Below are 26,089 nucleotides of genomic sequence, written 5' to 3'. Positions count from 1 at the left end.
ATGTAGGGTGGATCGCGTTTATTGCGCCTTGAGCTCCGGCCGGTTCAGATCGAGCGCTGCGATCGGGATCACTTCCAGCTGCGGATAGCGTTCGCGCAGCTTGTCGACGAACAGCTTGGCGTCGCCGACGATGACGATCGTCGCGCCGTCCGCGGGGATCGTCCGGCGCGCGGCCGCAGAGGCGGCGTCCGGGGTCACCGCGCCGATCCGCGTGCGCAGCTTCGCCGCCTCGCCAGGCTCGACGCCCTGCAGGACGAGGCCCGCCAGCGCATTGGCGAACCCAGCGCTGGTCTCCGACTGGCGCGACACGCCGCCCTGGAGGAAGGCGACGCGCTGCGCCACGGTATCTGAATCGAGCGGCTCGCCGGCCAGCCGCGCGAGCTCGGCGGCGAAGATTGCGGCGACATCGGGTGCGCTTTCGTTCTTGGTCTGAGCGGTGGCACTCATCGTTCCCGCATCGGCACGCGCCGACAGCGCACTATACGCACCATAGGACAATGCCCGCTTGACGCGGACTTCCTGGAACAGGCGACCATTCGATCCGGCGCCGAGCACGGCATTGGCGATCATCAGGTCGGGATAGGCGGCGTCGCGCCGCGCGGGGATGCGCAGCCCCGCCGCGACTGCGGCCTGGCCGGCACCAGGCATGTCGATCACGATCACCCGCGGTTTGCCCGCGTTGCCCGCCGCATCGGTGGGAGCCGCTGGTGCCGGTCCGCTTGCCCGCCAATCGGCGAACAGTGTGTCGCCGATCCGCCGTGCCTCGGCGGGCGTGATGCCGCCGGTAACGATCAGCGCGGCATCGTCGGGCCGCCACCAACGGCCGCGCTGCGCCACCAGCGCATCGCGACCGATCGCGCCCAGCGAAGCCGGCGTGCCAACTCCGCCATAGGGCGCAGCGCCGTAGATCGCGCGCTGCATCACCATGGTGGCAAGCGGGCCGGGGGTCTTCATCGACACTTGCAGCCGGTCGATCGTGCGACGGCGTTCCTGCTCGAACTCATCGGCGGGGAAAGATGCATTGCGCGCCACATCGGCGAGCACTGCACCCGCCGCCGCCAGCGCGGCCACGGGCGCGGTGACGCTCAACACCGTCCCGTCGGGCGCTGCATCGGCGGAGATCGTCGCGCCCAACGCCTCGAGCTCGGCCGCGATCTGCTTTGCCGAGCGCGTCGCCGTGCCCTTGGTGGCAATCAGCGCGGTCATTTCGGCGAGGCCGGCACGGCCGTGCGGATCGGTGGCGCTGCCGCCCTTGAACACCAGGGTCAGCGTGGCGATCGGTACGCTGCCGGTGCGCGCGGTCACGAATCGCATGCCGTTGGCGAGCCGCGCTTCTGCGATCACCGGATCGGTGACCGCCACAGCGGCAGAAGGTGCGGGCGGCTGTTCGCGTTCGCCTTCGGGGGCCAGGGTCAGCGGCGCACGGGTTGCGGGGGGCACCGTCGCCCAATGCGGCATCGGCACTGGATTCCGCCAATCGTCCTTCGTGTCGGCAGGGCGCTTGGATTCGTCGAGATAGCGGAAGTCCACGCGCGATTCGGGCTTCAGGTACAGCTGTGCCACACGCCGGACGTCGGCAGCGGTGACCCGGTTGATCGCCGCGAGCCGCTTGTCCGCCGCCTTGGGATCGCCGGTGCGCACCAGCGCCTCACCCAGCGCGAAAGCCCGGCCTGACGCGGTTTCGCGCCCGGCCAGTGCCTCGGCCATCAGTTCGTTGCGCGCCTCGGCCAGCTCCGCCGCGCTCACCGGTGCGTCGCGCAGCCGCGCGATCTCGGCAGCGAGCGCCGTCTCGGCCTGCTCTACCGTCGCTCCGGTGGCGAGCGTCACCACGGGTGCGAGAAAGCCATTGCCCTCGACATCGTTGAGATTGGTACTTGCGGCGCTGGCGATCGGCCGGTCGAGCACCAGCGCACGCTGGAGCCGCGAATTGTCGCCATTGGCGAGGATCGCGTCGAGCACCACCAATGGCGCCATGTCTGGATGCGCCGATCCCGGGATGCGCCAGCTGCTCGCGATCAGCGGCAGCGGCACGTTGGGCGCATAGACCGTCACCGTCCGCGGCGCAGTGCGAGGCTTTTCGCGCGCCGTGATCGCCAGCGGCAGCGCCGATTTGCGGCGCGGGACCGCGGCGAAATAGCGATCGACCAGCGTGTCGAGCCGCGCGGGATCGAAATTGCCCGCGACGATCAGCGTCGCGGTGTCGGGCCCGTAATAGGCTTCATGAAAGGCAAGCGCGTCCTCCAGCGTCGCGGCGTCGAGTTGCTCGAGGCTGCCGATGCCTGCGCGCCGCTCGGGCACGCTGTCATGGCTGTTCTCGTCGAGCGCCAGCCGCAGCCGGCCGTAGGCGGGAGCGAGGATGCGCTGGCGGAACTCCTCCTTCACGACATTGCGTTCGGTGTTGAACACTTCCGCGTCGATCACCGGGCGCGCCATGCGCTCGGCATGCGTCCACAGCATCGTCTCGAGATATTGAGCAGGGACGGTTTCGTAATAATTGGTGCGATCGAACCAGGTTGAGGCATTGCGCACCCCGCCGACATTCTCGGTCAGCCGGTTGATCATGTTGTAGGGCATGTTGCGTGTCTTGCGCGACAGGATGTGCTCGAACAGATGCGCGAAGCCCGAGCGGCCGTCCGGATCGTGCTTCGACCCGACATCATACCAAACCTGCACGCTCACGCTGGGCGTGGCGGTGTCGCGGATCGCGATCACGCGGAGCCCGTTGGGCAGGGTGCGTTCGGTGAAGGCGATCGGCGGGACGGCGATGCTGCGCGGCGCGGCAGGCGTCTGCGCCTTTACGGCGGCGGGGGCGGCAACGCCGGCGAGCAGGGTTGCGGCGATCAGACGGCGAGCCAGTTTAGCGTGCAAAAATGGTATCCTTCGCAACGAGGTGCGGCAGGATGTAGACCTATCCGTTGCCCGACAGCAATGCGCGGCCGACGCCATTTTCCGTTCGCGGATGCGGCGTTCTATTCGAGGTTGCGAATGTTCTGGCGGCCGGCAGCTTGGCAAGCCTCCGCGTCATCGCCGCGTCACAACAAGAGCGTTGCGCATTATTTGCGCGATACTGTCCCAACTCGATCCACTTCGGCTTGAAAACTTCACGGAGTCGAAGATAGGTTGTCCATATTCGGTGTTTGGGGCGGACACGAATGGCCGGGGGACAGCAATCGAAGCGCGGCGGAAATCGCCGGAAGATCGCGGCGGACCTCGCCGCGACCCCGCTTGGCCGCGCGCTGTGGCTGGTCTGGGCGATGAGCGTGCTGTGGGTCGCCTGCTTCGACCCGTTCGGTCTCGACTCGCGTGTCGAATCGATGACCGATTCGGTTGCGCAGCGATTGTTCGCCGGGCGCTATCCCGACGCGGCGGCGCGCCATATCGCGCTGATACAAGTGGGGGCCGCAGATCTCGACCATCCGAGCCTGGAGCTAGGCTTCCCGCTCTCCTCGCAAGTCCAGGCCCAGATCGTGCGGGTGCTCATCGCGGCGCGTGCGCGGGCGATCTTCATCGATAGCGAGTTCCGCAATCCCGCCCGCCCGCCGCGCGACAGCGCCGAGGATCTCTTCGCAGAACCGGATGCGAGCGTGCCGGCTTCGGGCGGCCATGATGCGTTGGTGGAGGCGATCGCCGCGGCGCGCAGTGCCGGAATCCCGGTGGTCACGGGCCCGATCGGCAGCCGCGCTGATCTTTCCTCGCTGAAGCGGGTTGCGATCGAGGCTGGGGTCAGTTGGAACGCGGACCATCCCGGCGACTATTCGCTGCGCAGCGATGACCGCGATATTGCGGCGGCGTCGCTCTATCGGCTCGTCTGCGCCGGCACGGCGCCGCTGCCGGGCTGCGCATCCGGGCTGTTGCAACGCATCGAGCGCGGTGACGCGCGGCCGATGGTATTGCGCTTCGGCGGCAGCTACCCCGCGGAGCAATGGCGCTTCTCCGGCTCGGCAGAGGGCGTCGGGTGCCGAACCCGCACCATGCTCGCCACCTTGCGGCGCGAATTGCTTGGCAGGGACGCGGAGCCGCCCTGCACCCACCATCTCGTTATTCCTGTATCGTGGATGCTGCTCGCGCAGAACCAGTTCGGCGAACTCGCTGCTATGCTCGAGGGGCGGGTGGTGATGATCGGGGCGGGCGCCGGCATGGGTGACGATCATGTCGTGCCCGGTGTCGGCAAGCTGCCCGGCGTCGCGATCCATGCAATGGCGCTGGATAATCTGCTCAGCTGGGGCGGCGCCTATCCGCGCTGGCCGGAAGACTTTGCCGACGGACCGAAGATCGGCCTCGACGAGTTGCTCAAGCTGTTCGCGCTGCTCGTCCTGCCCTGGCTGCTGTCACGCGCCGCGGCGCACCTGTGCCGCACGCGGGCGACGCACCGTGAGATCGCGCTGCGCACCGCCGCGGTGGCGTTCGCAGGATCAGTCATGCTGGTCGCGGTGGCGATGCTCTGCGTCGTGGCGTTCGCCTGGCCGATCTCCGTGGCGCTCACGCTCGCGGGCTTGTCGACGGTGGTTGCCGGCATCCTCTCCGGCCCAGACTTCCACCACGCGCTCCAGCCCTTTTCCGGGCGCCGCAGTGCGATAGCGCTGCTTGCCGTGCTGGGAGTTGCGGGAATCGCGCTCATCGCCCCGTATCTGCTCCTGCTGCTGCCGCTCGCCGCGCTCGTGCTGGGGGCGCTTCAACTTCACCGCTGGCTCGCCTTCCGCGCGGCAGCCCCCCTCGACGATCAACCGGAGAATGCGACATGACGCCGTTGTTGCTGCTGCTCGGCCTTGCCGGAGCAGAACTCGATTGCGGGGGTGCAGTGGTGAGCGGCACCGGCTCCATCGTGTCGCTGTACGATAACACGGGCGCCAAGGTCGTGGACCTCAAGGTCAAGGACAACAGTCTTGCCGAGCCGCTGCCGATCATCCGCTGCTCGGCGACAATGATGCTCGTCAACTACAAGGGCCGGCAGCTGCGCGCGGACCGCTATCAGGTCGTCACACGCGATGCCATCGAAGGGCCGCCCTGTACCCGCAGTGGCGGGGATCTGGAAAGCCGGTCGAGTGCGCGGACCATGAACGGGCTCGCGCGGCTTTCTTGCCCCGACACCAAGCCGACGCCCGCCGCTGCGCCTGCTCGCAAGCCCGCACGAAAGGGCAAGCGATGATCCAGGCGACAATCAGCGCGCTCGCCGCACTTTCGCTCTTGCTGGCACCCGCCTCCGCGGTGCCGGCGCCGCGCACAGCGGCGTTCGAGACCGGACAGGACTCCCGCGCCGCCGAAAAGGCACGCAAGAAGGAGGAAAAGGATCGCCAGAAGCGGGTCAAGAACATGTCGTTCGAGCAAAAGCTCGATGCCGGCGAGGTCGAATTCGCCTCGGATCCGCTCAAGCCGCTCACGCCCGAGCAGCTTGTTGAATTCGACATCATTCGCGACCCGCTCATGGAAACCGCGGCAATCGATATCCTTCGGGAATTGATTGCCAAGATGCCGAACATTCCTTCGGCGCTGTCCTTCTATGTGATCGACGGCGACGACATCAATTGCTCGACGCTGGCCACCGGGGCGGCGATATTGTGCACTCGCGGAGTATTCGACCAGCTCGTCGCTGCGGGAGATCGCGGCCGCGATCAACTGGCATTCCTGCTCGCGCACGAACTCGCGCATGTCACGATCGCCGATCACCGCAAGCGGTTCGGCAAGAGCGACAAGCTCAAAAAGGATCTTCTGACGCTTGGCGTCGGCGCGTCGCTGATCGGCCTGGCGGTGTTCAGCGACTGGAAGAAAAAGGGCAACAGCTGGGAGATGGAGGCGAACAACAAGTCGCGCAACGTCTTCTTCGTCGCGCTCGGCACCGGGCTCAACCTGAGCGAATTCGCCAACGGCCTCGTTGCGCCGTCCTGGGCCAAGGAGGATGAGGAAGAGGCCGACGCGTTCGCGCTGATATTGATGCACAAGGCCGGGTTCGACATCCACCAAGGCCCGCAGTTCCTCGACAGCGTCGATCGCATCCTGCGCAAGAACAACATGCGCACCACCGCGATGGGCGCGATCCTGAAGGGGGCCGGCACGCACGGCCTGTTCCAGGGACTGGTCAGCGAGGGCGACACCGCCAGCGTGCTGATCGGCGCGATCGGCGGCGCCTTTTCAGGCTGGGCGCAGGAAGGCACCAAGGCGCATTATCACCGCCGCCCGGACAAGCGCGCCGAAGTCGCCGCGGAATACGTCAAGGCCAGGGATCAGGCGCTGCGCCTCGCCTCTGCCACAAACGAATCCGACTTGCTGTTCAACCCGCCGGCACCGCCCGTCGCGGTTGCCGCAGCGCCCACGCCCGCGCCCAAACGGGGCCGGGGACGGGCGCCGAAGGTGCTGGCCGCCGTAGCCGCGACGCCGCTCAACAGCTGGCAGCGCTTCCTAGCTTCGCCGGGACCTGTGGCGCAGGCGATACTCGCCAACCATGTCCGCGATCTGATCGCCGACGGCCAGGGCGAGCAGGCTGCCGGCCTGTGCCCGATACGCCCAACGCTCCAGCGCCTCGCGCTCGCCTGCGGCATGGCCTATGCCGTCGCAGGTTATACCGACGATGCGGAGCCGCTCCTGGCTCAGGGGCTTCAGGACCCAGAGGCGACATCCGAGACGTATCGCCGCGTCGCGCACACCCAGGCATCGATGGGCCGGATCGAGGCGGCGTTGTTCACCACATCGGCAGGACTCCAGCGCTTTCCCGAGGGCGCGCTGTATCCCGACGACATGATGATCCGCGCCGTGAGCGGGGACATGCCGGGCGCGCAGAAAACCGCGCAGACCTGTCAGGTCAAGGCGATCCAGGAGTTCAAGAACGCGTGCCGAAACGGCTGGGCTTCGCTCCAGACCCAAAACGCAACTACATAAGCTGCGCTGGTGATGCGAAAATGGTCGGGAAGAGAGGATTCGAACCTCCGGCCCCTGCCTCCCGAAGACAGTGCTCTACCAGGCTGAGCTACTCCCCGACGGAGTATCGGTCCGGCGCCGCGAGTGGGCGAACCGATGCTGGAGCGGGGCCTATAGCCACGCGAATCGAGTCGCGCAAGCGTCCGCGATCAGGGATTTTTGGCGGCCAGCATCGCCTCGACGCTGGTGAATTTCTCGCGCGGCGCGCCCGTCCGCGCCGCCGCGATTTCGGCAGCCTCGATCTTCTGCCAGTCGCGGAAAGTCACGACATCGACGCCGCGGCCGGCGAGCAGTGCGTCGAGCCCGGCGCGGCCCTGCTTGTCCGAACCTTCGCCCAGGTCGGCGGCGATCTTCTCGGCGATCGCGAAGCCGTCGGGACGGTTGGTGCCGATCGTCCCGGTCGGGCCGCGGCGGGCCCAGCCGACGGCGTATAGACCCGGCAGCACGCGCCCGTCCTCGTTGGCGAAGCGTCCCGAGCGGTCGTCATAGGGCACGCCTTCGATCGGCGGGGTGCGATAGCCGATACAACTGACCACCAGGCTGGCGGGCAACTCGTAGCGTTCGCCAGTGCCGCTGGCATTGCCGTCAGAGTCGAGCGCGGTCCGCTCGACGACGACGCGCTCGACCTTGCCGTCGCCCTCGATCGCGACGGGCATCGCGAAGAAATCGAAGACGATCCGGATCGGCTTGTCCGAGCCTTGGGCTACCGCAAAGTTGCGCAAATGCGTGACCGACTTGCGCTGACCGGGATCGAGCGCGGCATCGAATTCCGTGCGCGGCAGGTCGCCGGGATCGACGATCGGCACCGCGCGCTCGAGTTCGCCGAGTTCGCCGAGTTCCTTGGGCGTCATCGCGATCTGGTGCGGCCCGCGGCGGCCCAGGATAGTGATCGTGTCGATATGCGCGTCCTGCAGCGCAGTCAGCGCATGGCCAACGATGTCCGACGCGCCGAATTCCGCCTCGGACTTGGCGAGGATCCGCGCCACGTCGATCGCGACATTGCCGTTGCCGATCACCACGGCGCCGGGGCCGTCCAGCGGCGGAGCAAGCTCGGCATAATCGGGATGGCCATTATACCAGCCGACGAATGCGGCCGATCCCACTACGCCGGGCAGCGTCGCCCCAGGCACGTCGAGCGCGCGGTCATGCGGGGCGCCGGTGGCAAGCACAACGGCGTCGTACAGGGTGCGAAGCTCGTCGATCGACACGTCCTGGCCGATCGTGACGTTGCCCACGAAGCGGACCGTGTCGGTCAGAGCGACGGCGGCGTAGCGCCGCGACACGCCCTTGATCGACTGATGATCGGGCGCGACGCCGGTGCGGATCAGCCCGAACGGGACCGGCAGCCGATCGATGATATCGACGCGAACGCCTTCGCCGAAAACCTTCTGACATGCCTCCGCCGTATAATAGCCGGCTGGGCCTGAACCGATCACCGCGACATGGCGCATTGCTGTCCTCTCGCATTTTGGGACAGCGTAGCGCGACAATTCCGCAGGGCAAGCCACTCGACCCCTGTGCAATGTTGCTGCTAGGCGTCTGCGGGTGAGCCCGATCGAAGCCGCCGCCACCCTGTTCGGGCTGATCAACGTGACGCTGGTGGCCCGGCGGAGCATGTGGAACTACCCGTTCGCCCTCGTAATGGTGTCGCTCTACGCGTGGATATTCTTTCACGAGAAGCTCTACAGCGATGCGCTGCTCCAGTTCTTCTTCATCGCTGTGAACCTCTATGGCTGGTGGAACTGGGCGCGCGCCCGCGCCGAGACCGGCGAAGTCCGGGTGGAGCAACTCGGGCATGCAGCACGGCTCGGGTGGCTCGCGGGCGTGGTTGCCGCATCGGTGGCATGGGGTGCGCTGATGCATCGCTACACCGATGCTGCGTTTCCGTGGTGGGACGGCAGCATTGCGATGACCAGCATCGCTGCGCAGATCCTCCAGTCGCGGCGCCGCTGGGAAAGCTGGGTGCTGTGGATCGCCGTCGATCTAGCCGCGGTGCCATTGTTCGCCATAAAGGGGCTCTGGCTCACCGCCGGGCTCTATCTCATATTCCTTGCCCTGTCCGTCTGGGGCCTGATCCATTGGACCAAAGCCAAAGCATGAATCCGCGTACCATCTGCCTCCACGGCCCCGAGAGCGTGGGCAAGACCACGATCGCCAAGCGCCTCGCCGAGCATTTCGGCGGCGAGGTGCTCGACGAATATGGTCGCGATTATGCCGAGACCCACGGGATCATGTTCACGATGCGCGATCTGATCGAGATCGCGCAGAATCATGACGCAGGCACCAGGATGATGCTTGCCGAGGGCGCGGATCCACTGATCCTCGACACCGATCCGCTGATGACCGCAGTGTGGGCCGACATGTTGTTCGGCAAGCGCGATCCGTGGTTCGATGCCTGGACGGGCACCGCCGACTTCTATCTGCTGTTCGATATCGACTTGCCCTGGGTGGCGGACGGCACGCGCATCTTCGGCACCGCCCAGCTGCGCCAGCGCTTCTTCGATCTGTCGAAGGCCGAGCTCGAGCGTCGCGGCGTGCGCTGGGCGCTGATATCGGGGCAGGGCGACGCGCGGTTCGAAGCCGCGGTCGCCGCGATCGAGGCGGCGGGGGCGGACTAGGCCGCGCGAAGGTCGCCGAGCAGCCGCTCCATATTCTCGCTGAGCGCCTTGGCGCGGTCGTCGAGCAGCCGTGCCAGCTCGGACGCGTGCGCCGCGAGATCGCGGTTCTGATCGACTGCATCGCCGATGATCCGGCTGCGCGCATCGGTGTCGCTGACATCCGCCATCACCGCGTCGATCGCTTCCGAGATCGCCTCGATCGCGCGACGCTGTTCGTCGACCGCTGCCGATACGGCCCGCGCCGATCCGCTCGCCGCGCCCATCCGCGACGTGGTGCCCGAGACGATGTCGCCGAAGGTGCGCGCCGCCGTGCCGATCAGGTCGAGCTTTTCGGCGATCTGGCTGGTCGCCGATGCGGTGCGCGCGGCCATTTGCTTCATTTCGTGCGCGACCACACCGAAGCCGAGCCCGGCTTCGCCGCTGCGCGCGGCCTCGATCGTGGCGTTGAGGGCGAGCAGATTGCTCTGCGCGGCGATCTCCGAGACGAGGTCGAGGATGCTGCGCGCGCCGTCGATCTGGCGAGTCAGCTCGATCATGCGGGGTTCGAGCGCCTCGACGGTCAAGCTGGTCTCATTGACGAGCGCGTTGGCGCGCTCGGCATTGTCGCCCGCCTGATAGGCTGCCTGGCTCAGTTGCGTCGCGCCGGCGGCGACGAGCGAGGCATGGGTCAGCGACTTGTCGCTGGCGACGCGCAGATGGGCATATTCGTTGGACAGGCGGCGGGCGATGCCGTCGAGCGCGTTCTCCTGCCCCGAAAGCGTAGCGGCGGCGGCGCGGAGTTCGGTCGCCAGAGCGCGCACCCGCTCCTCGATGTCCGCCGAGATTGCGGCGCGGCGGCCGTCGAGCGATTCGGCCAGCGCGCGTTCCGCGGCCTTGCGCTCGTGCAGCCGCTGCTGGCTGAGTGCTTGTGCGCCCCGCAGGTCATGGAGCGCGGTCTGCGCTTCCTGCCGTGCCGTCTCGGCCTCGCGCCGTGCGGAATCGGCGATTTCGCGGGCCTTGTGGCTGCGCAGGATCAGGTGCTGGATGCGCTCGGTCGTGAAGATCAGGATCGCGGCCTCGCCGACCACCAGCCCGCCATGGAGCAGCACGCGGCCGATCGAGCCCGATCCCGGGAACACCCATTCGGGCAGCGCCCACGAGAAGATCAGGTGATGCGCTGCGGTGATCGCGGCGAAGGCGACCATCGGGCGCCAGTCGCACAGCAGCAGCAACATCGACATGCTGACGAAGAAATACATGTGCAGGTCCATCTGCCACGGACGGCCCGCCGACAGCGCGACGAACAACGCGGGGAAGACGGATGCGGCGATGCCGAGTGCGCAGCGCGCCGCGGCGTCGTGCGAGCCGCGGCGGAAGTTGATGCTTGGCACGATCAGCACGGCAAGGCCGGCGATCAGCGAGATGGCGAGATTGGCGCTGCCCAGCATCAGCGCGACCGGAGTCAGCATCAGCCAGTTGAGCCATAGCAGCGCGAGCAGCGCACGCACGCCACCTGCACGGAATGGAGCGAAGATCGAATCCTGGTTCATCGGCCGGCTCCGCACGCGGCGGGTGGGGCCGCGACGATCAGCGTGGCATGGCGCAGTGCGGCGGCAGCCAGCGTCGCAGTTTTTCCCTGTACCGTGAGCGATCCGGGCAGCGGCCCGCGTCCCACGATTCGCGCACCCAGCGCGGTTGCCCATACGGTGGCGCTATCGGCATTCTGGCCCGCGAGCGGCACCAGCAGCAATTCACCCTCGGCTGGCGGCGCGAAGGCGATGGCGGACAGGGCCGTGCTCGCACCAAGCAGCTGGAGGGGCAATCCGGAAAAAGTGCGCGACATTGCGGGTGCCTTGTCGCGTGCACGGTGAAGATCGCGTTAAGCCCTGCTTCCGCACTTCCCGCTCGCGCCCTCTTCGCATCGCGCGCTGCCCCTGCTAACGCCGCGCGATCATGGCCACCGAACTATCCAAGATCCGCAACTTCTCGATCATCGCGCATATCGATCACGGCAAGTCGACTCTCGCCGATCGGTTGATCCAGCGCACCGGGGGACTCACCGAGCGCGAGATGTCGAGCCAGGTGCTCGACAATATGGATATCGAGAAGGAGCGCGGCATCACCATCAAGGCGCAGACCGTGCGCCTCGACTGGAAGGGTCACATCCTTAACCTCATGGACACGCCAGGGCATGTCGACTTCGCCTATGAAGTCAGCCGCAGCCTCGCTGCGTGCGAAGGCGCGCTGCTCGTGGTCGACGCGGCGCAGGGCGTCGAGGCGCAGACCCTCGCCAACGTCTATCAGTCGATCGAACACGATCACGAGATCATTCCGGTGATCAACAAGATCGATCTCCCCAGCGCCGAGCCTGAAAAGGTGCGGCACGAGATCGAGGAGATCATCGGCATCGACGCCTCGAACGCAGTGCTGGCCAGCGCCAAGTCCGGCATCGGTATCGAGGAAATCCTCGACGCGATCGTCGAGCGTATCCCGGCGCCTAAGGGCGACGCCGATGCCCCGCTCAAGGCGATGCTCGTCGACAGCTGGTACGATCCGTATCTCGGCGTGGTCATCCTCGTCCGGGTGATCGACGGGACGATCAAAAAGGGCCAGCAGATCAAGTTCATGGCCGCGGGCACGACGCATCTGATCGACCGTGTCGGCGCGTTCCGCCCCAAGATCGAGCAACTGCCGGACCTCGGCCCCGGCGAAATCGGCTTCATCACCGCGCAGATCAAGGAAGTCGCGCAGGCGCGCGTCGGCGACACGCTCACCGACGCCAAGCGGCCGACCGCGCAGGCGCTGGAAGGCTTCAAGGAAGTCCAGCCGGTGGTGTTCTGCGGGCTGTTCCCGGTCGATGCCGCCGATTTCGAGAAGCTGCGCGAGAGCATCTCCAAGCTGCGGCTCAACGATGCGTCGTTCAGCTTCGAGATGGAAACCAGCGCGGCACTCGGTTTCGGCTTCCGTTGCGGGTTCCTCGGGCTCCTCCATCTCGAGATCATCCAGGAGCGTCTGACACGCGAATATGATCTCGATCTGATCACCACCGCGCCTTCGGTGGTCTACAAGATCAAGCTCACCCACAATGGTGGCGAGATCGAGCTGCACAACCCGGCTGATATGCCCGATCCCAGCAAGATCGAGGAGATCGAGGAGCCGTGGATCCAGGCGGTGATCTACGTGCCCGACGAATATCTCGGCTCGATCCTCAAGCTGTGCCAGGAACGGCGCGGCATCCAGAAGAACCTGACCTATGTCGGTGGCCGCGCGCAGGCGACCTACGAGCTGCCGCTCAACGAAGTCGTGTTCGACTTTTACGACCGGCTGAAGTCGCTTTCGAAGGGCTATGCCAGCTTCGACTACGAACAGATCGGCCACCGCCCGGGCGATCTGGTGAAGATGGGCATCCTGGTCAACGAGGAGCCGGTGGATGCGCTGAGCATGATCGTCCACCGCGCCACCGCCGAAGTGCGCGGACGCGGCATGGTCGAGCGGCTGAAGGAACTCATCCCGCGGCATCTGTTCAAGATCCCGATCCAGGCGGCGATCGGCGGCAAGGTGATCGCCCGCGAGACGATCAGCGCGATGCGCAAGGACGTCACCGCGAAATGCTATGGCGGCGACGCAACCCGCAAGCGCAAGCTGCTGGAAAAGCAGAAGAAGGGTAAGGCGAAGATGCGCGAATACGGCAGCGTCAGCATCCCGCAGGAGGCCTTCATTGCCGCGCTTCGGATGGGCGACGATAGCTGAGCGCAGCCCTCCGTCGTGGGAGGAAGCGGTCGCGCCACGCGGGTGGGTCGACCGCTATGCTTCCCGCCACTCGCCTGGCGGAACGTCGTCGAGTGACCATTCGCCGATCCGCCAGCGCACCAGCCGCAAGGTAGGGTGCCCCACGGCCGCAGTCATGCGGCGCACCTGGCGGTTGCGGCCTTCGCGAATCGTCAGTGTCAGCCAGCAATCGGGCACCGTCTTGCGGAAACGCACCGGCGGGTCGCGCGGCCACAGGTCGGGCGCGTCGATACGCTCGGCTTTGGCGGGGCGCGTGGGGCCATCCTTGAGCTGCACCCCCGATCGCAGCGCCGCCAGCGCCGCTGTATCGGGTTCGCCTTCGACCTGCACCAGATAGGTCTTCGGCATCTTGAATTTGGGGTCGGCGATCCGCGCCTGCAGCCGGCCGTCGTCGGTGAGCAGCAACAGCCCCTCGCTGTCGAGATCGAGCCGTCCGGCGGGATAGACGCCAGGCACGTCGACGAAATCCGCCAGCGTCGGGCGGCCCGACCCTTCGTCGGTGAACTGGCAGAGCACGCCGTAGGGTTTGTTGAAGCGGATCAGCGTCATCGCACGTGCGACCGCGCCAGCGCGATCCCCGCGAGGTTTTGCGAGCGCTTGATATAACGGACACGCGCCGGGCTCCCGGCCAGCGCGCGGAAGCGTTTCAGATATACGCGGCCGGCATCCCGGCACTTCACCGCGCCGTTCGCCTTCCCGATGATGTCCGCGGAGTCGCCGAGCAGCACGAAATCGGTGCCGAGCGTCAGGGCGATCGTCAGCGCGTGGATCAACGCCAGCCACTCGGCATCGCTGCTCGTTCCTTGCCCCAGGTCGCGCAGGATCGTGGTTTGCCCTGCCGCGACCACCGCAACTTCCATCGTGCCCGGATTGGGCCGACATCCGCCGTCGAAATAGATCTTCACCCGCGTCGCCACGCTAGCGGCCAAGGCTCAGCGCCACGGCTTCGGCGACCTTGATCCCGTCCACCGATGCCGAGAGGATGCCGCCGGCATAGCCTGCGCCTTCGCCGGCGGGGAACAGCCCGGCGGTGTTGAGGCTCTGGAAATCGTCGCCGCGCGTGAAGCGCACCGGCGAGGACGTGCGCGTCTCGACTCCGGTCATCACGACATCGGGATGATCGTAGCCCGGAATCTGCCGCCCGAAGACCGGCAGCGCCTCGCGCATCGCCTCGACGACAAAATTAGGCAGGCACTGCGTTAGGTCAGTCGGGGTCACCCCCGGCCGATAGGAGGGCATGATCGAGCCCAGCGCGGTCGAAGGCTGCATGGCAAGGAAATCGCCGACGCGCTGCGCGGGCGCCCGATAGTCTGATCCGCCCGCAATGAAGGCCGCCGATTCAAGCCGGCGCTGCAGCGCGATCCCGGCGAGCGGATCGCCGGGATAATCGCGCTCCGGGTCGATCGCGACGACGAACCCGGAATTGGCGTTGCGTTCGTTGCGCGAATATTGGCTCATGCCGTTGGTCGCGACGCGTCCCTCCTCAGAGGTTGCCGCCACCACGGTGCCGCCTGGGCACATGCAGAAGCTGTAGACGGTGCGGCCGTTCTTGCAGTGGTGCGAAATGTGATATTCGGCCGCGCCCAGGATCGGATTGCCCGCGTCGGCACCGAACCGGGCCTTGTCGATCCACGATTGCGGATGCTCGATCCGCACGCCGATCGAAAAGGGCTTGGCCTCGACATGCACGCCTGCCTCGACCAGCATCGCGAAGGTATCGCGCGCGCTGTGCCCGATCGCCAGCACGACATGATCGGCCTCGAGATATCCGCCGCCGTTCAGGTGCAGCCCGCGGATCTTCCGCTTGCCCTGCGCATCGGCGGCAACGTCGAGCCCGTCGACGCGGGTGGAGAAGCGATATTCGCCGCCCAGACCCTCGATCGTCTCGCGCATGCTCTCGACCATCGTGACGAGCCGGAAGGTGCCGATATGCGGATGCGCTTCGGTCAGTATCTCGGGCGGGGCGCCGGCCTTGACGAACTCGGTCAGCACCTTGCGGTCGAGGTGGCGATTGTCCTTGATTCGGCTGTAGAGCTTGCCGTCGGAAAAGGTGCCCGCGCCGCCCTCACCGAACTGAACGTTGCTCTCCGGGTTGAGCACGCTGCGCCGCCACAGGCCCCAAGTGTCCTTGGTCCGTTCGCGCACCACCTTGCCGCGGTCGAGGATGATCGGGCGGAGACCCATCTGTGCGAGGATCAAGCCAGCGAACAGCCCGCACGGCCCGGCACCGATCACCACGGGGCGCGGTGATCCGCCCGGCAGCGTCTGCGGCACGATCTTGTAATGGGTGTTGGGCGTGCGCTGGACATTGCGGTCCTTGCGGAAGCGGGTGAGCACCGCATCCTCATCCTTGACGTTGACGTCGACCGAATAGACCAGCCGGATGTCGGTCTTGTCGCGCGCATCCGCGGCGCGCCGCGCGACGACGCAGCGGACCAGTTCGCGCGGGCTGATGCGCAGCCGCTTGCAGACCGCGGCGGGCAGCGCTTCCTCCGGATGATGGAGAGGCAGCGTCAGTTCGGTGAGGCGCAACATGCTGGCAGCTCTTCAGGCGATCGCGGCGCGGAGCTCGGCCATGCGCGCGTCGATCGGGTCCAATCGGCGCTGGTCCTCGGCGCTGAACAGCGGCAGCACGTCCATCCCCGGTTCCCAATAGGTTCGGGTAATGTCGCCGCGCTGGGCGACCAGCGCGATATATTCGCGCACGTCCGCGCTGTCGCCGTCGGGTGCCATGATGTTGGGGCGGAACGTGCTGGGATCGTAGGGTGCGCTGGGATCGGGCAGGAACAGCACGCGGACGGGATCGCCGGCCTGCGGCGTGACGTCGAGCAGGTCGCCATCGGGGCTGCGCCACACGGCGTGGTGCTCGGCCTCGAACCACCGGCCCGGCCAGTGCCAGATCGCCCAGCCATAAACCGCTTCGCCGCCATTCGCTTGTGCATAGGTGACTGAGTTGTCGAAGCAATATGCGGGTTTGGATGCCGGTGCGGGCCGAACCGGCACATAGAACGGGGTTTCGGGCGAGATGGTCGCGCAAAAGGCGCGAGTGGCCGAATCGATCTGTTCTGGTGGGCCGAGAATCATCGTTCCGCGCTAGCCTGTGCGTGGCCCCGCGTCCATGCGGGCGCCGTCGCGGATAGCTTTACGAAATGGAAGGTTCGGCGCGGCTAGGTTCGTCCGACGAGTGCCGGTGCGTCCGGCCGGGACCGAAGCTGGAGAGAGTTTATGGATCGGCTGCCGCTGATCGCGCCGTGCCCGCCAAAGCTGAGCCAGATGGGCGATGCGCTGGCGCAGATCGAGGCGCGCGGCGTCTATTCGAATGGCGGGCCGGTGGTGCGCGGCTTCGAGGCCGCGGCGACTGCGAAGCTGTTCGGCGGGGTAGGGGACTGCCTTGCGGTAGGCAACGCCACGCTGGGGCTGATGATGGCGACCCGCCATGCCGCGGGGCCGCGCGCGGGCAAGGGTAATTTCGCGCTGATCCCGGGCTTCACCTTCGCCGCAACCGCGCATGCCGCGGAATGGGCAGGGCTGACGCCGTTGCTGTGTGACATCGACCCCGAGGATTGGGCGGCAAGCGCCGAGGCCGAGGCGCGGGCATTCGAGAAATATGGCGATCGCATCGCCGCGGTGGTCCCTTATGCCACGTTCGGCGCGGGCATCGATCTGGCGCGCTACCGCGGCTATGCCGAGCGCGGCGTGGGCGTGGTGATCGACGCCGCGGCTTCGCTCGGCGCGCTGGATGCGGACCGCGGCCAGTTCGGTGCCGGCGCGCCCTTCGCGATCGTCTATTCGATGCATGCGACCAAGGTGTTCGCCACGGCAGAGGGCGGCCTCGTCCATTCGGGCGACGCCGATCTGATCGCGGCGCTGCGCCGGATGAGCAATTTCGGCTTTGCAGGCGGGCGCTCGGCCGAGGGCCCTGGGTTCAATGCCAAGCTTCCCGAAGTGCTCGGCCTTGCGGCGCGCGCCAAGCTCGAGGAAATCGAGGGCATTGCGGCGCACCGGATGCAGCTCGACGCCGTCTATCGCGAGATGCTGGGCGGGTTCGCCGCCGAGAAAGGGTTCGAGTTCCAGGAGTTGCGCGGATCGCGCCCGGCGCTGCAATTCCAGTCGCTGCTGTTGCCGCGCGCCTTTGCCGGGCACCGTCGTGCGATCATCGATACGCTCGCCGAGCAGGGCATCGGCGCGGCCAGTTACTTCAGCCCGCATCTGGGCGAGCAGCCCTGGTTCCGCGCGCACGGCGTCAGCGAGCCGATGCCGGTATGCGACGATGTCGGCGCGCGCATCCTGTCGCTGCCGGTCACGGACGGGATGTCGCAGAGCGATGTCGAGCGGGTGTGCGGGGCGCTGATCGATGCCTGCGCAGCCTCGGGGCTCAAGGGGCTGGTCGGGTCGGAGCGGCGCGGCAGCCATCTCCATTCGGCGCTGATCGTCGGCGGCGGTCCCGCGGGAACCGCGCTGCTCACGGCGGCGAGCAAGAGCGATGCGCTGGTCCGGCTGGCCAATTCGGGACTGGCCGTGGTTGAGCGCGATGCGGTGCTCGGCCGCGGCGAGATCGGCACCTATGCGATCACGTCGGACAGTACGGCGGAGACGTTCCTGACGGCGGTCAAGGGCAATGCCAATGACGGCATCGCTGCGCTCGAAGTGCATAGCGCGGGCCAGGAAATCGCCATGCATGTCGGTAAGCTGGGCGTGCCGCTGGCACGCGCCACGCCGTTCCTCGAAGCGACCGGCGCGCAACTCGCGACGATCGTAGCGGGGCAGGGCGGCACGGTGGTGACCCGCAGCGACGTGGTCGAGGCGCGGCGCACCGCCGACGGCGCCTGGGCAGCACGAGTGCGTAACCTCGTCACTGGCGAAGTGCGGGTGATGCGCGCGGAGAAGCTCGTGATCGCGACCGGCGGCTATCAGACCCGCGCCAATGTCTATGCCGAACCGGTCGCCGGGGTGGCGCTGGGCACGCTGGCCGGCGAGCGGCTGATGGCGGGCGACGAATTCCTCCGCATCGGCGGGCTCGACGCATTGCGCGCGCGGATCGCGGGCGTGCCCGCGCCGCGCATCGCGATCGTCGGCGGATCGACCAGCGCGCTTGCCGCGGCGGCGCTGCTGCTAAAGGCGGCACCGGCATTGGCGCTGGGGGCGGGGGCACTGGCGCTCTATCATCGCCGGCCGCTACGGCCCTTCTATCCGTCGGTCGAGGCGGCGCGTGCCGACGGCTTCACCGACTTCGGCGCGCAGGATATCTGCCCGGTCAGCGGGTTCGTCTATCGGCTCGCCGGCTTCCGGCTGGAGGCGCGCGAGCTCGTGCTTCGCATGCTCGGCGTCGGCGGCCGCGCGCCCGATCCGCGCATGGCGCTGCGCCGGATCGGCACGATTGAGGATTCCGCGGTCCGCGCCGAGATCGAAGCGGCGGATATCGTCATCGGCGCGCTCGGCTATCGCCCGCGCGCGCTGCCGCTGTACGATCTCGACGGCAATCGCATCGCGCTCGCTGCCGACGCACCAGGGCGGCCGCGCCTCGTTGACCAGCAATGCCGGGTGATCGATATCGAGGGCCGGCCGGTGCCCGGCGTTTTCGGGATCGGCCTCGCCTCGGGGCATGTTCCCGATGGTCGGCTGGGCGGAGAAGCGAGCTTCAGCGGCAAGGCCAACGGCCTGTGGCTGTGGCAGAACGACATCGGCCACATGATCGTGGACCAACTGCTCGACCTGCAGGCACAGGCAGTCGCATGAGTGCGGCGCCGACCGTCTCCGTCATCATGGCGGTATACAACGGCGCGGTGCTGCTGCCCGCAACGCTGGCAAGCCTGCGCGCGCAGACGCTGACGCACTGGGAGTTGATCGCCGTCGACGATTGTTCGAAGGACGACAGCGTCGCAGTGCTCGAACGGCTCGACGATCCGCGGGTCCGGGTCATCCGCGCAGAGGTCAATGGCGGCCCGGTGGTGGCGCGCAACATCGCCTTCGCCGCGGCGCGCGGACGCTATGTCGCGGGGCTCGACCAGGACGATATCAGCCTGCCTGAGCGCTTCGCGCAGCAGGTCGCCTATCTCGATGCCCATCAGGACGTCGCGCTGGTCAGCAGCGCGACCGACTATCTGATCGACAACAAGCGCCACCCCGGCAATTGGCCACGTCCGTTGACCCCGGTGCTGATCGACTGGCTGATGCTGGTGCAGAACCCGATCGCGTGGTCCTCGGTGATGTTCCGCGCCGATGCTGCGCGGCGGCTCGATCCGTTCGAGCGGCCCGAGATGCGTTATGTCGAGGATTTCGACCTATATCAGCGACTGCGCCCGCACGGCCGCGTCGCGCAGATCGACGAAGTGCTGATGCTCTATCGCTGCCATGCCGGCGGCGCGTCGCAAGTGTTCAACGGCACGATGCGCGCCCACGCCGAACTGCTGCTGCGCGAGCGGCACCAGTCGCTGCTCGGCGACGGCGCCCCGGATATCGCCGCGCTGCTGGTCCGCCACGTCATGGCGCGCGAGCCGGTGCCCGATATCGAGACGCTCAACCGGCTGTTCAGCGGCATCGCCGTGCTGCGGCAGGAATTCGGCGCACAGCATCGGGAGGATCTCACGGCGGTGGACAGCGAGATTTCGCAGCTCTGGTGGCGGGTTTGCCGTGCCAGTGTGCGTTCGGGCTCGCTGCTGCTGCATCGCACGCTCGGCAGCCAGCCGATGCCGCTCGGCGCGGCGGCGGACCTGCTCACCAGCCAGGTGATCGGCGGGATGCGTGCCGTGAAGCGCGGCCTCTCGCGCCTCGGCTGACCGCGGAGTCCTTGCCCTGGATGCTGCGCCTGCGTCATAGCGGACCGGCAGGAGACGAGGCATGCGGTTGGACCGGCGCGAATTTCTGATCGGTGCGGCCGCGGCGTCGCTGCCGTCCGCGCGTGCGCTGGCGGCGCAACGCCCGCCGCTGGTGCTGGCCGCCGCCAGCCTGCAGGAATCGATGAACGCTGCGGCGGATGTCTGGGCGCGGCTCGGCCATGTCCGGCCGGTGCTGTCCTTTGCCGCTTCCTCCGCACTCGCGCGACAGGTTGCGGCGGGTGGGGCGGCGGACCTGTTCTTCTCGGCCGACGAACCGTGGATGGACGATGTCCAGCGCCGCGGGCTGATCGTCCCGGGCACCCGAGCCAATCTGCTCGGCAACCGCCTGGTGGTCGTACAGCCCGTCACCGCGCGCGCCGCGACCGCAAACATCCCGCTGTCGCGGTTGCTGGCGAGCGGCCGGGTGGCGCTGGCCGATCCGGCTTCGGTTCCCGCCGGCCGCTATGCGCAGGCGTCGCTGCAGAAACTGGGCTTGTGGAACGCAGTCGCGCAGCGCGTGGTGCGCGCCGAGAATGTCCGCGCGGCGCTGGCGCTGGTCGAGCGCGGCGCGGCGGAATGGGGCGTGGTCTATGTTACCGATGCGCGCGCCTCGCGCCAGGTGCGCGCGGTGCGGATGCTCCCGGCAAGCAGCCACCCACCGATCCGCTATCCGCTCGCGCGGCTCAAGGCGTCGACCAGCCCCGACGCCGAGGGACTGCGCCGCTTCCTGCTGTCGCCTGCGGGCAAGGCGATCTTCGTGCGGTTCGGCTTCCAGGCGCTGTGAGATGCTGACGCCCGAGGAATGGGGCATCGTCGCCTTGTCGCTCAAGGTCGGCGGCGTCGCGGTGCTGGCAAGCCTGCCGCTGGCGTTCGCGCTGGCCTATCTGCTCGCCCGCGCGCGTTTTCCCGGCAAGGTGCTGGTGGACGCGCTGGTGCATCTGCCGCTGGTCGTGCCGCCGGTGGTGACCGGCTGGCTGCTGCTGCTCGCCTTCGCCCCGGCAGGGCCGATCGGGGCGTGGCTCGAAAGCTGGTTCGAAGTCAGCGTGCTGTTTCGCTGGACCGGTGCGGCGGTGGCGGCGGGCGTGATGGCGCTGCCGCTGATGGTCCGCGCGATCCGGCTGTCAATTGAGGGCGTCGATCTGCGGCTCGAACAGGCGGCGCGAACGCTGGGAGCAAGCCGCTGGCGCACCTTTCGCACCGTGACGCTGCCGCTCAGCCTGCCCGGAGTTATCGCCGGGGTGGTGCTCGGCTTCGCCCGCGCGCTCGGCGAGTTCGGCGCGACGATCACCTTCGTCTCGAATGTTCCCGGCGAAACCCAGACGCTGCCACTGGCGATCTATGCCGCGCTGCAGACCCCGGGCGGCGAGGCGCTGGTATTGCGGCTGGCGGGGGTATCGGTGCTGCTGTCGCTCGTCGCGCTTATAGCCTCGGAGATGATCGCGCGGCGCGCGGGGCGGGGGCTGCATGTCCTTTGACATCGATGTCGCCAAGCGGCTGGGCGACACCGAGATCGCCTGCCGGATCGCGGGCGGCGACGGCCTGACCGTGCTGTTCGGTCCCTCGGGAGCAGGCAAGACCAGCGTGCTCGGCATGGTCGCGGGGCTGGTCGAGCCCGATCGCGGGCATGTCCGCATCGGCGACGAGACCCTGTTCGACGCCGCCCTCGGCCTCGACGTGCCGCCCGAGCGCCGCCGCGCCGGCTATGTCTTCCAGGAGCCGCGGCTGTTTCCGCACAAGCGCGTGCAGGCCAATCTTCTATATGGCTGGCGCAGCGGCGAAGGCGCCGTCGATGTCGACGAGACGATCGCACTGCTTGGGCTTGCCGGGCTGCTCGATCGCTGGCCGCGCACGCTTTCGGGCGGCGAGGCGCGGCGTGTGGCGATCGGGCGCGCGCTGCTCTCCAACCCGCGCTTCCTGCTTCTGGACGAGCCCTTGTCCTCGCTCGACCGCGCTCGGCGCGAAGAGATCATGGGCCTGATCGAGCGGCTGCGCGACGCGCTGCGCCTGCCGATCCTGATGGTCACCCACGACCGCGCCGAAGCCGAACGGCTCGGCAGCCGGATCGTGGAACTGTAAGATATTCCCCGCAGGGGGGCTATTTTTGGCTCGCCGCCAGCAGCGCCGCCATCGCCGCGTTCAACGGCGTCGCGATCCCGTGCTTCGCACCCAGCCGGACGATCACGCCATTGCGCGCATCCAGCTCCATCGGGCGCCCGGCGACGAAATCGGCATGGAGCGAATTGACTGAGTCCGGATGCGCCTTGCGCGTCCATTCGACGACCTGGTCGGCGAGCTTGTCCGGCAGCGTCGCGCCTTCGGAGCGGCCGACTGCGATGCACTCGCGCACCAGCTCGCGCATCACCTCGGCGACGGCTTCGTCGTTGGCGACTTCGGCGGCGCGCCGCGTGATTGCGCTGACGATTCCCGAGCAGTTGATCGCCAGTTTGCGCCACGCGGCAGTGACGAAGTCGGGCGTGGTCTTCGCGTCGATCACCGTATCGGCGAACAGCGCCACCAGCGCCGCGCCCGTCTCGCCGTCGGGGACCAGGATCGTGCCGTCGCGGCGCTGGACGATCCGGCCTGGCGCAGTGCGCTCGGCCGGCAAGTCGATGATCACCGGCACCGTGCGTTCGGCGGCCACCATCGGAAAGCGATCGCGCTGTTCGACGCCGTTCTGGATCACCGCCAGCCGCGTCTCGGGTCCCATCAGCCCCGGCAGCCACGCCGCGGCGGCGGCGCAGTCATAGGTCTTGGTCGTCGCCAGTACCCAGTCGACCGGCGTGGCTTCGGCCGGATCATTGAGGATGCGCGGAGCGGCGCGGATCGTCCGTTCGGGGGTCACGATCTCGAGATCGGCGAGCGGCGCGCGCGCGCACACCGTGACGTCATGCGCCTGCGCGAGCCAGGCGGCAAGCGTGCCGCCGATCGCGCCGGCGCCGATGACTGCGATCCGGGTCAACCGATGCCGCCCAGATAGTCCATCTTGCCGAGTGGCACGCCGTTGTGGCGCAGGATCCCATAGGCGGTGGTGAGGTGGAAATAGAAATTGGGCAGGGCGAAGCCGAGCAGATAACCGCGGCCCTTGAACTGGAAGCTGCGCGAAGGGGTCTTGAGTTCGACATCGGCATCCTCGCGCCCGTCGATGGCGTCGCGCGGGATGCTTTCCAGAAACGCCACCGTCGCGGCGATCCGCGCTTTCAGTTCGTTAAAGCTCGCTTCGGTGTCTGGTATGGCCGGCGCCTCGATTCCCGCAAGCCGCGCGCCGGCGAACTTGGCCGCGTCGCTCGCGCGCTGCACCTGCGAGGTGAGCGTAGCCATGTCTTCATAGAGCCGCGCCGTCAGCAGATCGACATGCGGAATTCCTTTGGCATCGGCATGCGCGCGCGCCTTTTCGAGGAACGCTGCCATTGCCTTGAAGCCGCGGAGGAAGGCGGGGACCGTGAGGTCGTAGAGTTCGGTGGCCATGGCGCCCGAATAGGGCGCGCGGCGGGGCTTGGCTAGCGCAAGCCCGCAAGTCGGCGCCGCCCGCAAAAGGAATTGTCGGACCACGATCCGCTTGGTCGCGCGACCGTCTATAATTGAGCTGGGGATCAGCATCGAAGAAGGCGTGCGACATGCGGGTCCCCCCGGCGAAACTATCGGCTATCCTGTTGGCGACCGCGTTGCTCGCGCCCGCGGCGCATGCGCAGGACGGTGTCGATCTGTCTGCCTCTTATGTGATGGACATGATCGCAATCGGCGCCGGGGGGCGGCCCGCCAAGGTCTATTGGCTCGACAATCTCGATCTCACTGCCGATCTCGAACTCGAAAAGCTTGCCGGGTGGAACGGCGCGACGATGCATGTCGACGTGCTGGTCAATATGGGCGGGATGCCCAACGATCGCGCCGGCACGCTGCAGGGCGTGGACAATATCGAAGTCGCAAGCCACCGGCTACGGCTGCTCGAAGCGTGGATCGAACAGAAGATCGGCGAGCGCAGCACGCTGCGCGCCGGCCTCTATGATCTCAACAGCGAATTCTACAGCAACGATTCCGCCGGGCTGCTGCTCGCGCCGGCGTTCGGCGTCGGCTCCGAAATCGCCGCGACCGGACCCAACGGACCGTCGATCTTCCCGTCTACGGCGCTGGCGGTCCGCATCGACCATCAGTTCGGCAGCGGCGGCTTCGTCCGGGGTGCGGTGCTCAACGCCGCGGCCCGCACGCTGGGCGATCCCGGCGGCGTCAACCTGACCTTCGACGATGGCGCGCTTCTCGTCACGGAGGCCGGGGTCGCCGGTAGCGGCGGCAAGGTCGCCATCGGCGCCTGGGGCTATACCCAGCGCCAGGACGATGTGTTCGCTCTCGATGCCTCCGGCGATCCGCTGCAGCGCCACGCCCGCGGGGCCTATTTCGTCGCGGAGCGGCCGTTCACCGATCCCGAAGGACCCCGCGCAGTCGCTGGCTTCGTCCGCGCCGGCCTGTCGGACGGCAAGACCACCCCGTTCAAGGGCGGCTGGCAGGCAGGCGTCCTCGTCGGCAAGCTCTGGGAGGGCCGCGACGACAGCCAGGTCTCGATCGGTTTCAACCAGGCCCTGCTGTCCGATGGCTATCGCCAGGTCCTGCGCGGCGACGGCACGCGTGCGGCCGCAGCGGAAAGCGCGATCGAAGTCACGTATTCGGATCGTATCGGCCCGCTGACGCTCCAGCCGGATCTACAGCTGGTGTTCGACGCCGGCGGCAATGCCGATGCGAAGCAGGTGATTGTCGGAGGGCTACGCGTCTCGCTGGAATTCTGACGCAGACGCTTCGGTGAACTTTCGCCCCGGAAGGACGGGCGCTGCGCGGCCCATCCCGGTTGCGCGGCATGATACGCAACCGGGTCTAGGCCAGATGCTGAGACGCTAGTCCATAGCGATCCATCGATCCCGGACGAGGCGCGCCGTTGGCGTACCCAGGCATTTCAGACGGGTATTTCGATCGTCCCGGTCCTCGAACGACGTCCTGGCCCTGTACTGATAGGTGATCTGATACGCCTGCTTATCGGTGACGAGCGGCGAATGGCACCGGTGATGCGGTCCGCCGCTGGTCTTACGAACATCGAACCCGATCGACTCCGGGTCGAACCGCCAGCCCTCGTTCGTCAGCGCTTCGCTCAGCTGCGCCGTGTGGGTCACCGTGACGGTATGCTGCTCCCGGAACAGACTACGGTACGCATTGTCACTGGCGCTGAAAATATGTGGCCGGGAGGATACGGCGTGCCGGAGGCGCTGGGGCAGATAGGCATGCGCGCCGACCCCGCGATCAGTGTTCAGCGAAACCGCGAGCGTACGCGTGGCGCTATCGAGTTGCAGATTCACCTCACACGTGCCCTCCGTGATGCGATTGGACGCGAGCAGGCAGTGCTGCCCGCTCATCACGGTAACACCGGCGGGAAGGACGATGTTGTCCCGAAGATGGGCATCAGGAAATCCCGTCGTTGGGTTTCCCACGCGGCCCGGCCGCCACGAGATGAGCAATAACGCCTCTTTAGCGCTATGGACAACGAAACGCGCAGTCAGCCCGCCCGGACCATTGTCCATACAGCGCGACCACGCACTGACGATCGTCGGATCGCCCGAGCTCAGCAGAGCCGAAAACTCGCGGTCCTCGGAAATCCAGTCGAAGCGCGATGTGTCCGACGTACTCGCGTTGGTGGTGCGATAATTGCCGGTTCCGCTGGCGTTGAACGGAACACCTTCGATCGGGATGCCTACGTCCGCCGACGTCTCGACATCTTCGGTCCGCCGACGGGTTCGCTGTTCTCGCGATGCACGGATTTGCTGAAAGTAGCGATTGTCCTGGATCTGCGTGGTTTGCAGCGTTCCATTGCGCAGGATGTCGCTGCAAGTATCGCTTCCCGATTGAGCAGCTGCGGGCATTGCCCAGACCGCGGCGGCAATACCGGCGCTCGCGATAGCGATAATCCATTTCATCAAGCTCTCCCCCTAAAAGCAAGACAAG

At 67.3% G+C, this 26,089-nt stretch carries 23 protein-coding genes and 1 tRNA gene; 12 read left to right on the top strand and 12 right to left on the bottom strand.

The window, feature by feature from the left end; all coding sequences use genetic code 11:
- Positions 1-18: 18 nt before the first annotated feature.
- Positions 19-2,868, bottom strand: a complete 2,850-nt coding sequence (locus BXU08_RS07640) for a pitrilysin family protein (protein WP_253190540.1) — start codon at positions 2,866-2,868, stop codon at positions 19-21.
- Between the two features lie 284 nt (positions 2,869-3,152).
- On the opposite strand from BXU08_RS07640, the gene BXU08_RS07635 reads away from it, so the two are divergent.
- From BXU08_RS07635 to BXU08_RS07625, 3 genes are read left to right on the top strand one after another with little or no spacing between them, the layout of a single operon-like run.
- Complete coding sequence (locus tag BXU08_RS07635; RefSeq protein WP_077509513.1) at positions 3,153-4,742, top strand: CHASE2 domain-containing protein; 1,590 nt, start codon at positions 3,153-3,155, stop codon at positions 4,740-4,742.
- On the top strand, positions 4,739-5,146 hold the full coding sequence (locus BXU08_RS07630; protein ID WP_077509512.1) for a hypothetical protein: 408 nt from the start codon (positions 4,739-4,741) through the stop codon (positions 5,144-5,146). The genes BXU08_RS07635 and BXU08_RS07630 overlap by 4 nt, the downstream gene beginning before the upstream one ends.
- Positions 5,143-6,870: a M48 family metalloprotease gene (locus BXU08_RS07625; protein WP_077509511.1), complete on the top strand. Its 1,728-nt coding sequence runs from the start codon at positions 5,143-5,145 to the stop codon at positions 6,868-6,870. The genes BXU08_RS07630 and BXU08_RS07625 overlap by 4 nt, the downstream gene beginning before the upstream one ends.
- 21 nt (positions 6,871-6,891) lie before the next feature.
- On the opposite strand, the gene BXU08_RS07620 is transcribed toward BXU08_RS07625, so the two are convergent.
- Both BXU08_RS07620 and BXU08_RS07615 read right to left on the bottom strand, forming a co-directional pair.
- Positions 6,892-6,968 (bottom strand) — tRNA-Pro (locus tag BXU08_RS07620).
- Between the two features lie 90 nt (positions 6,969-7,058).
- Positions 7,059-8,360 carry an FAD-dependent oxidoreductase gene (locus BXU08_RS07615; protein ID WP_077509510.1) on the bottom strand — a complete coding sequence of 434 codons (1,302 nt, stop codon included), beginning with the start codon at positions 8,358-8,360 and terminating at the stop codon, positions 7,059-7,061.
- Between the two features lie 94 nt (positions 8,361-8,454).
- Here BXU08_RS07615 and pnuC point away from each other — a divergent pair, with 94 nt between their 5' ends.
- Complete coding sequence (gene pnuC, locus BXU08_RS07610) at positions 8,455-9,009, top strand: nicotinamide riboside transporter PnuC (RefSeq protein WP_077509509.1); 555 nt, start codon at positions 8,455-8,457, stop codon at positions 9,007-9,009.
- Positions 9,006-9,527, top strand: a complete 522-nt coding sequence (locus tag BXU08_RS07605) for an AAA family ATPase (protein ID WP_077509508.1) — start codon at positions 9,006-9,008, stop codon at positions 9,525-9,527. Before pnuC ends, BXU08_RS07605 begins: the two co-directional genes overlap by 4 nt.
- On the opposite strand, the gene BXU08_RS07600 is transcribed toward BXU08_RS07605, so the two are convergent.
- Positions 9,524-11,056, bottom strand: a complete 1,533-nt coding sequence (locus BXU08_RS07600; RefSeq protein ID WP_171982457.1) for a methyl-accepting chemotaxis protein — start codon at positions 11,054-11,056, stop codon at positions 9,524-9,526. The genes BXU08_RS07605 and BXU08_RS07600 overlap by 4 nt on opposite strands.
- Positions 11,053-11,349, bottom strand: coding sequence for a hypothetical protein (locus BXU08_RS20310; RefSeq protein WP_171982456.1), 297 nt, complete (start codon positions 11,347-11,349; stop codon positions 11,053-11,055). The genes BXU08_RS07600 and BXU08_RS20310 overlap by 4 nt, the downstream gene beginning before the upstream one ends.
- A gap of 110 nt (positions 11,350-11,459) precedes the next feature.
- Here BXU08_RS20310 and lepA point away from each other — a divergent pair, with 110 nt between their 5' ends.
- The gene (lepA, locus tag BXU08_RS07595; RefSeq protein WP_077509506.1) at positions 11,460-13,256 is read left to right on the top strand and encodes a translation elongation factor 4; all 1,797 of its coding nucleotides are present in this window, start codon (positions 11,460-11,462) and stop codon (positions 13,254-13,256) included.
- 54 nt (positions 13,257-13,310) lie between these two features.
- Here the strand turns inward: lepA and BXU08_RS07590 are convergent, their stop codons facing one another.
- From BXU08_RS07590 to BXU08_RS07575, 4 genes are read right to left on the bottom strand one after another with little or no spacing between them, the layout of a single operon-like run.
- Positions 13,311-13,844 carry an rRNA large subunit pseudouridine synthase E gene (locus BXU08_RS07590; protein ID WP_077509505.1) on the bottom strand — a complete coding sequence of 178 codons (534 nt, stop codon included), beginning with the start codon at positions 13,842-13,844 and terminating at the stop codon, positions 13,311-13,313.
- Positions 13,841-14,200: an RNase H family protein gene (locus BXU08_RS07585; RefSeq protein WP_077512139.1), complete on the bottom strand. Its 360-nt coding sequence runs from the start codon at positions 14,198-14,200 to the stop codon at positions 13,841-13,843. Before BXU08_RS07585 ends, BXU08_RS07590 begins: the two co-directional genes overlap by 4 nt.
- A gap of 13 nt (positions 14,201-14,213) precedes the next feature.
- Positions 14,214-15,830, bottom strand: a complete 1,617-nt coding sequence (locus BXU08_RS07580; protein WP_077509504.1) for an NAD(P)/FAD-dependent oxidoreductase — start codon at positions 15,828-15,830, stop codon at positions 14,214-14,216.
- Between the two features lie 12 nt (positions 15,831-15,842).
- Positions 15,843-16,379, bottom strand: coding sequence for a hypothetical protein (locus tag BXU08_RS07575; RefSeq protein ID WP_077509503.1), 537 nt, complete (start codon positions 16,377-16,379; stop codon positions 15,843-15,845).
- A 141-nt stretch (positions 16,380-16,520) separates the two neighbouring features.
- Between BXU08_RS07575 and BXU08_RS07570 the strand changes: the two genes are divergently transcribed.
- The 5 genes from BXU08_RS07570 (at position 16,521) to BXU08_RS07550 (ending at position 22,186) form a co-directional block, all read left to right on the top strand.
- Positions 16,521-19,031: a DegT/DnrJ/EryC1/StrS family aminotransferase gene (locus BXU08_RS07570; protein ID WP_077509502.1), complete on the top strand. Its 2,511-nt coding sequence runs from the start codon at positions 16,521-16,523 to the stop codon at positions 19,029-19,031.
- Complete coding sequence (locus BXU08_RS07565) at positions 19,028-20,071, top strand: glycosyltransferase (RefSeq protein WP_077509501.1); 1,044 nt, start codon at positions 19,028-19,030, stop codon at positions 20,069-20,071. Before BXU08_RS07570 ends, BXU08_RS07565 begins: the two co-directional genes overlap by 4 nt.
- Positions 20,072-20,132: 61 nt before the next feature.
- On the top strand, positions 20,133-20,894 hold the full coding sequence (gene modA / locus BXU08_RS07560) for a molybdate ABC transporter substrate-binding protein (protein ID WP_077509500.1): 762 nt from the start codon (positions 20,133-20,135) through the stop codon (positions 20,892-20,894).
- Between the two features lies 1 nt (position 20,895).
- Positions 20,896-21,585 (top strand): molybdate ABC transporter permease subunit, encoded by a 690-nt coding sequence (gene modB / locus BXU08_RS07555; RefSeq protein ID WP_077509499.1) that lies wholly within the window; start codon positions 20,896-20,898, stop codon positions 21,583-21,585.
- A complete protein-coding gene (locus BXU08_RS07550; protein WP_077509498.1) occupies positions 21,575-22,186 on the top strand; it encodes an ATP-binding cassette domain-containing protein in 612 nt (203 codons plus the stop codon). Before modB ends, BXU08_RS07550 begins: the two co-directional genes overlap by 11 nt.
- Positions 22,187-22,205: 19 nt before the next feature.
- Here BXU08_RS07550 and BXU08_RS07545 read toward each other — a convergent pair whose 3' ends face one another.
- Both BXU08_RS07545 and BXU08_RS07540 read right to left on the bottom strand, forming a co-directional pair.
- Positions 22,206-23,069 carry a 2-dehydropantoate 2-reductase gene (locus BXU08_RS07545; protein ID WP_077509497.1) on the bottom strand — a complete coding sequence of 288 codons (864 nt, stop codon included), beginning with the start codon at positions 23,067-23,069 and terminating at the stop codon, positions 22,206-22,208.
- Positions 23,066-23,575, bottom strand: a complete 510-nt coding sequence (locus tag BXU08_RS07540; RefSeq protein ID WP_077512137.1) for a DUF1993 family protein — start codon at positions 23,573-23,575, stop codon at positions 23,066-23,068. Before BXU08_RS07540 ends, BXU08_RS07545 begins: the two co-directional genes overlap by 4 nt.
- 149 nt (positions 23,576-23,724) lie before the next feature.
- On the opposite strand from BXU08_RS07540, the gene BXU08_RS07535 reads away from it, so the two are divergent.
- On the top strand, positions 23,725-24,885 hold the full coding sequence (locus tag BXU08_RS07535) for a carbohydrate porin (protein WP_077509496.1): 1,161 nt from the start codon (positions 23,725-23,727) through the stop codon (positions 24,883-24,885).
- Positions 24,886-24,990: 105 nt separating this feature from the next.
- On the opposite strand, the gene BXU08_RS07530 is transcribed toward BXU08_RS07535, so the two are convergent.
- Positions 24,991-26,061: a hypothetical protein gene (locus tag BXU08_RS07530; protein ID WP_077509495.1), complete on the bottom strand. Its 1,071-nt coding sequence runs from the start codon at positions 26,059-26,061 to the stop codon at positions 24,991-24,993.
- Positions 26,062-26,089 lie beyond the last annotated feature (28 nt).

It is taken from the genome of Sphingomonas sp. LM7 (assembly GCF_002002925.1).
GTDB lineage: Bacteria > Pseudomonadota > Alphaproteobacteria > Sphingomonadales > Sphingomonadaceae > Sphingomonas.
Note: the sequence above shows the minus strand (reverse complement) of the source record. Positions and strands in the feature narration are given on the sequence as shown.

Coding starts and splice junctions, on each gene's coding strand:
- BXU08_RS07635 (WP_077509513.1), top strand. CDS start 3,153: ATGGCCGGGGGACAGCAATCGAAGCGCGGCGGAAATCGCCGGAAGATC.
- BXU08_RS07630 (WP_077509512.1), top strand. CDS start 4,739: ATGACGCCGTTGTTGCTGCTGCTCGGCCTTGCCGGAGCAGAACTCGAT.
- BXU08_RS07625 (WP_077509511.1), top strand. CDS start 5,143: ATGATCCAGGCGACAATCAGCGCGCTCGCCGCACTTTCGCTCTTGCTG.
- BXU08_RS07615 (WP_077509510.1), bottom strand. CDS start 8,360: ATGCGCCATGTCGCGGTGATCGGTTCAGGCCCAGCCGGCTATTATACG.
- BXU08_RS07605 (WP_077509508.1), top strand. CDS start 9,006: ATGAATCCGCGTACCATCTGCCTCCACGGCCCCGAGAGCGTGGGCAAG.
- BXU08_RS07600 (WP_171982457.1), bottom strand. CDS start 11,056: ATGAACCAGGATTCGATCTTCGCTCCATTCCGTGCAGGTGGCGTGCGT.
- BXU08_RS20310 (WP_171982456.1), bottom strand. CDS start 11,349: ATGTCGCGCACTTTTTCCGGATTGCCCCTCCAGCTGCTTGGTGCGAGC.
- lepA (WP_077509506.1), top strand. CDS start 11,460: ATGGCCACCGAACTATCCAAGATCCGCAACTTCTCGATCATCGCGCAT.
- BXU08_RS07590 (WP_077509505.1), bottom strand. CDS start 13,844: ATGACGCTGATCCGCTTCAACAAACCCTACGGCGTGCTCTGCCAGTTC.
- BXU08_RS07580 (WP_077509504.1), bottom strand. CDS start 15,830: ATGTTGCGCCTCACCGAACTGACGCTGCCTCTCCATCATCCGGAGGAA.
- BXU08_RS07575 (WP_077509503.1), bottom strand. CDS start 16,379: ATGATTCTCGGCCCACCAGAACAGATCGATTCGGCCACTCGCGCCTTT.
- BXU08_RS07570 (WP_077509502.1), top strand. CDS start 16,521: ATGGATCGGCTGCCGCTGATCGCGCCGTGCCCGCCAAAGCTGAGCCAG.
- BXU08_RS07565 (WP_077509501.1), top strand. CDS start 19,028: ATGAGTGCGGCGCCGACCGTCTCCGTCATCATGGCGGTATACAACGGC.
- modA (WP_077509500.1), top strand. CDS start 20,133: ATGCGGTTGGACCGGCGCGAATTTCTGATCGGTGCGGCCGCGGCGTCG.
- modB (WP_077509499.1), top strand. CDS start 20,896: ATGCTGACGCCCGAGGAATGGGGCATCGTCGCCTTGTCGCTCAAGGTC.
- BXU08_RS07550 (WP_077509498.1), top strand. CDS start 21,575: ATGTCCTTTGACATCGATGTCGCCAAGCGGCTGGGCGACACCGAGATC.
- BXU08_RS07540 (WP_077512137.1), bottom strand. CDS start 23,575: ATGGCCACCGAACTCTACGACCTCACGGTCCCCGCCTTCCTCCGCGGC.
- BXU08_RS07535 (WP_077509496.1), top strand. CDS start 23,725: ATGCGGGTCCCCCCGGCGAAACTATCGGCTATCCTGTTGGCGACCGCG.
- BXU08_RS07530 (WP_077509495.1), bottom strand. CDS start 26,061: ATGAAATGGATTATCGCTATCGCGAGCGCCGGTATTGCCGCCGCGGTC.